The 4,670-nt window shown below is 56.9% G+C and carries 4 protein-coding genes; 3 read left to right on the plus strand and 1 reads right to left on the minus strand.

The genetic code is table 11. From position 1 onward, the window contains the following. The 3 genes from QZL66_RS01360 to QZL66_RS01370 all read left to right on the plus strand — a co-directional run. The coding region (locus QZL66_RS01360) for a hypothetical protein (RefSeq protein WP_293601752.1) at window positions 1-200 on the plus strand (200 nt) is incomplete at its 5' end. Next, window positions 188-871, plus strand: a complete 684-nt coding sequence (locus tag QZL66_RS01365) for a response regulator transcription factor (RefSeq protein WP_369677346.1) — start codon at window positions 188-190, stop codon at window positions 869-871. The genes QZL66_RS01360 and QZL66_RS01365, both read left to right, overlap by 13 nt. Then, window positions 868-2,520 (plus strand): sensor histidine kinase, encoded by a 1,653-nt coding sequence (locus tag QZL66_RS01370; protein WP_022409976.1) that lies wholly within the window; start codon window positions 868-870, stop codon window positions 2,518-2,520. The genes QZL66_RS01365 and QZL66_RS01370 overlap by 4 nt, the downstream gene beginning before the upstream one ends. A 656-nt stretch (window positions 2,521-3,176) precedes the next feature. Here the strand turns inward: QZL66_RS01370 and serS are convergent. Then, window positions 3,177-4,457: a serine--tRNA ligase gene (gene serS, locus QZL66_RS01375; protein ID WP_022409977.1), complete on the minus strand. Its 1,281-nt coding sequence runs from the start codon at window positions 4,455-4,457 to the stop codon at window positions 3,177-3,179. Window positions 4,458-4,670 lie beyond the last annotated feature (213 nt).

Below are 4,670 nucleotides of genomic sequence, written 5' to 3' on the forward strand. Positions count from 1 at the left end.
TCGCCAGCTGCGCTCAGCTGGAGCAGCCTGACGAGTTCCACGGCTCCGGTTCCTTGCGTTTCTGCACGATGCTTTTTGTCGCAGCGCAACAGTCCGACAATTTCACAAGTTTATTCCCGCCGCACTTCAGCTTATTTCAAGCTAATTTCGCTATACTGGAAGCTGGAGAAGAATCCCCACAGAAAGGATGGTTACTTTGAATATCCTTGTAGTAGAAGATGAGATTCAGCTTGCGGATACCCTCTCAGAAATCCTCAGGCGCAACAAATACAAGGTGGATGCGGTCTATGACGGCGGTGACGGGCTGGACTACGCCAGAACCGGCATCTATGACTGCATCCTCCTGGACATCATGCTCCCCGTGCGCAGCGGCGTCGAGGTGGTACGCATCCTCCGGCAGGAGAAAATTTCCACGCCGGTCATGCTCCTCACCGCCAAATCCGAGGTGGAGGACAAGATCAACGGGCTGGACTGCGGTGCAGACGACTACCTCACCAAGCCATTTTCCACCGGCGAACTGCTGGCACGCATCCGTGCCCTCACACGGCGCAAGGGCGAGGTGGAGGTGGACTGTCTGCAATTCGGACAGCTCTGTCTGGACCGCCAGACCTATGCCCTCTCCCAGGGCGAAAACAGCATCAAGCTCAGTCTGAAAGAATATCAGATCATGGAGATGCTCCTCGCCAATCCCCGCCGTATCATCCCCAAGGAGCGCTTTATCGAAAAGATCTGGGGCTATGAGAGCGATGTGGAGTACAACAACATCGAGGTGTACATCTCCTTCCTCCGGAAAAAGCTCCACGCCATCGATTCCCCCGTCCAGATCCGCACGGCACGGGGCATCGGCTACTCTCTGGAGGAATCCAAATGATCCGGCGTGTCAGACGGCAGTTCATCCTCATCACCATGTCCCTGCTGACAGCGGTGCTGCTGGTACCGCTGGTGGCGCTGAACGTCATCACCGAGGCCATGAGCTACCAGCAGTCCCAGAGTCTGCTGGAACAGATCGCCGGCAGCGAGGCGCAGATGTGGGAGGACCGGCAGCGCGGCGAACCGTTCCCGCCCGACCAGCCGCCCGGCACGACACCTGCCGGCAACACCGGCGAGACCACTGGGGAAACAGTCACCTCCGCCGTGACCTCCACCACCACGGAGACCTCCGCTACTGCCGCAAGTTCCACGGAGGAACGAAAAGCGCCGGAGGCTATTCAGACAGCACCGCCGCCGCAGGAGGAAATGCCGCTGCAAACCGCACCCAATGTTTCACATGAAACAGCGCCGCCCGCTGTCACCACTGCGGTGCAGCAGACCGAGGCACCGCCGGCGGTCACCGCAGCAGTTCCCGACACCATGCCGGACTGGGACGACCCGTGGCACCACGGCTATTGGGAGCAGCCCCAGACCGAGAGCACCGCATCCGTTCTGCCCATGGCACGGATGGTGCTACAGGTATCCGCCTCCGGCACGATCGACACCCAGTTCCAGCCGGGCCGGCAGCCGCTGCGGGATAAGCGGGGCAACGAGGTCACCATCGACCACTTCATCTGCTTCGCCGATCCGGACGGCACGCTCACCAAGCTGGACGGCACGGAGGACTACACCGTGGCGCAGGCGCAGACGCTGATGGATCAGGTGCGCACGCAGAAAAAGCCGGACGGCTTTCTGGGGCAGCTGCAATTCTGCCGGAAAGACCTGTCCAACGGCAGCATGCTGGTGGTTTTTTCCGACCGCAGCGCAGAACAGCTGCTGCTGAAAAAGCTGCTCTTTGTGAGCATTCTGGTCTTTTTCCTCATGGAGGGCGTGATCTTCTTCCTCGCCATGATCCTCACCAAACGAGCCATGCGCCCCATGCAGGACAGCTTCGAACGGCAGCAGCAGTTCATCTCCGATGCGGGACACGAGCTGAAAACGCCCCTGACCATCATCTCCGCCAACGTGGACATTCTCCACGACGAGATCGGGGAAAACAAGTGGCTGGGCTACATCCAGTCCCAGACGGAGCGCATGCGGGTTCTCATCACGGACATGATGAACCTGACCAAGCTGGATCTGGGAGCCAGGCAAAAGGATTTCCGCCAGTTTTCCCTCAGCTCCGCCGTTTCCAGCGCTGCCCTGCCCTTTGAAAGCCAGGCATTCGAGCAGGAGAAAAAGCTGACGCTGGAGATTCAGGAGAACATCCAGTACACCGGCAATCCGGAGCAGATCAAACAGCTGGTGGGCATCTTCATTGACAACGCCATCAAGTACAGCGAGGAGCACGGGGAGATTCGTGTCACCCTCCAGCAGGTGCGGGACAAAAAGATCCTGAAATTCTTCAACACCGGCAAGGGCGTGGAGGAGAGCGAGCGGGAGAAGATCTTCGAGCGCTTCTACCGCAGCGACTCCTCCCGTGCCAGAACCAGCGCCGGCGGATACGGTCTGGGGCTGTCCATTGCCAAGACCATCGCCGATGCCCACCGCATCAAGATTCAGGTGGAATCGGAGTACGGCAGCTGGATTTGCTTTGTTCTGACACTGTAAGCGCCTGTGGAAAAGCTTTCCCCACTTTCCACAATTCTTTCCACAGCGCCTTGGGGAAAGCATTATGAGAACCGCTGGAATTCACGGGATTTCGGCGGTTTTTTTGGGGTTTCGACAGGCTGGGTTTTCAACATTTGTGGAAAGGCATGTGGAAAGTATGTTGTATTTTCTGTGGAAAAGGGGACGCATCGGGGAAAGCTGTGCTGTGCCCGCCGTTGAAAAAGCATCGTGCAGAAACAAAAAGAACCGAAATCGTGGAACCCGTCAGGCTGATCCAACTGCGCGCAGATGGCGAGGTGTTCGGTGTACTTTGTAGGGACACGGCACGCCGTGTCCGCCAACGATTTCATATCACAAAGCGTTTAAGAAAAATTAGGCTCCCCTGAAAGGGGAGCTGGCAGTGCGCAGCACTGACTGAGGGGTCTCCACTGATATTGAAAACATCATAAAAAGATTTCACAAGAGAACCCCTCCGAGCGGCTTCGCCGCCCACCTCCCCTTTCAGGGGAGGCTGATTTTCTTGTTCTTTCCCTTTATATAAAACCTGCGGACACGGCACGCCGTGTGTCCCTACAAAACAATAATTCCCCCCACGCAAAATGGGCAGCCCCTTTCGGGACTGCCCATGATTTTTGCCGTTATTTCTGATGCGTGCCTTACGGACGGATGCAATCGGTGAACATATACCGCTGGAGCGGTTCCGGAATCCGGACAGAGCCGTCCTCGTTCAGGTTATTCTCCAGGAATGCGATGAGCATACGGGGCGGTGCGACCACGGTATTATTCAGGGTGTGCGCAAAGTACTTGCTGCCGTCCTTGCCCTTGATACGGATGCTCAGACGTCTTGCCTGTGCGTCGCCCAGATTGGAGCAGCTGCCGACTTCGAAGTACTTCTTCTGGCGGGGCGACCATGCCTCAACGTCCAGACTCTTCACCTTCAAGTCAGCCAGATCGCCGGAGCAGCACTCCAGTGTGCGCACCGGAATATCCAGACTGCGGAAAAATTCGACGGTGTAGCCGTACATCTTGTGGAACCAGTCCATGCTCTCCTCCGGCTTGCAGACCACGATCATCTCCTGCTTCTCAAACTGGTGGATGCGGTACACGCCACGCTCCTCAATGCCGTGTGCGCCCACTTCCTTCCGGAAGCACGGGGAATAGCTGGTGAGGGTCTTAGGGAGCTCCTCCTCCGGCAGAATGGTATCGATGAACTTGCCGATCATAGAGTGTTCGCTGGTGCCGATGAGGTACAGATCCTCGCCCTCGATCTTGTACATCATGCCCTCCATCTCCGCAAAGGACATGACGCCGGTAACGACCTTGCTGCGGATCATGAACGGCGGAATGTAGTACGTAAAGCCCTTGTTGATCATGAAGTCACGGGCATATGCCAGAATGGAGGAGTGCAGGCGTGCGATATCGCCGCACAGATAGTAAAAGCCGTTGCCGCTGGTGTCACGGGCAGCGTCGATGTCGATGCCGTGGAGCTTCTCCATGATGTCCACGTGATAGGGCACCTCAAATTCCGGCACGAACGGATCGCCGAAGCGCTCGACCTCCACGTTTTCGGAATCGTCCTTGCCGATGGGCACGGAATCGTCGATGAAGTTCGGGATGACCAGCATGATCTCACGGATTCTTGCGGACAGCTCGGCCTCCTGCTTTTCCAGAGCCTCCAGCTTTTCGCCGATGGCGCTGACCTCAGCCTTGACTGCCTCAGCCTCTTCCTTTTTGCCCTGACCCATGAGGGCGCCGATCTTCTTGCTGACGGACTTCCGCTGGCTGCGCAGCTCGTCGCCCTGCACCTTTGCCTCACGGAACTTCCGGTCCAGCTCTACCACTTCGTCTACCAGCGGCAGCTTTTCGTCCTGGAACTTCTTTCGGATGTTCTCCTTGACTTTTTCCGGATCATTCCGGATCCATTTGATGTCGATCATGATTTTTTCCTTCCTTTTATTGCAGTGGTTTTACCCACAGAATTGCGTGATAATTCAGACAGAGCACTGCCCAATGAAAAAGCTTCGTGCAGAGTAGGGACACGGCGTGCCGTGTCCGCCGATTTCAGCATGGGACATTCCGTTGAAAACATTCCACCGGAATGTTTTCAAGACTACAGCACAGCAAACGGGACACAGGGCGGAGCGGTCTTG

This window comes from Ruminococcus sp. CAG:330 (assembly GCF_000437175.1).
Classification (GTDB): domain Bacteria; phylum Bacillota; class Clostridia; order Oscillospirales; family Ruminococcaceae; genus Ruminococcus_C.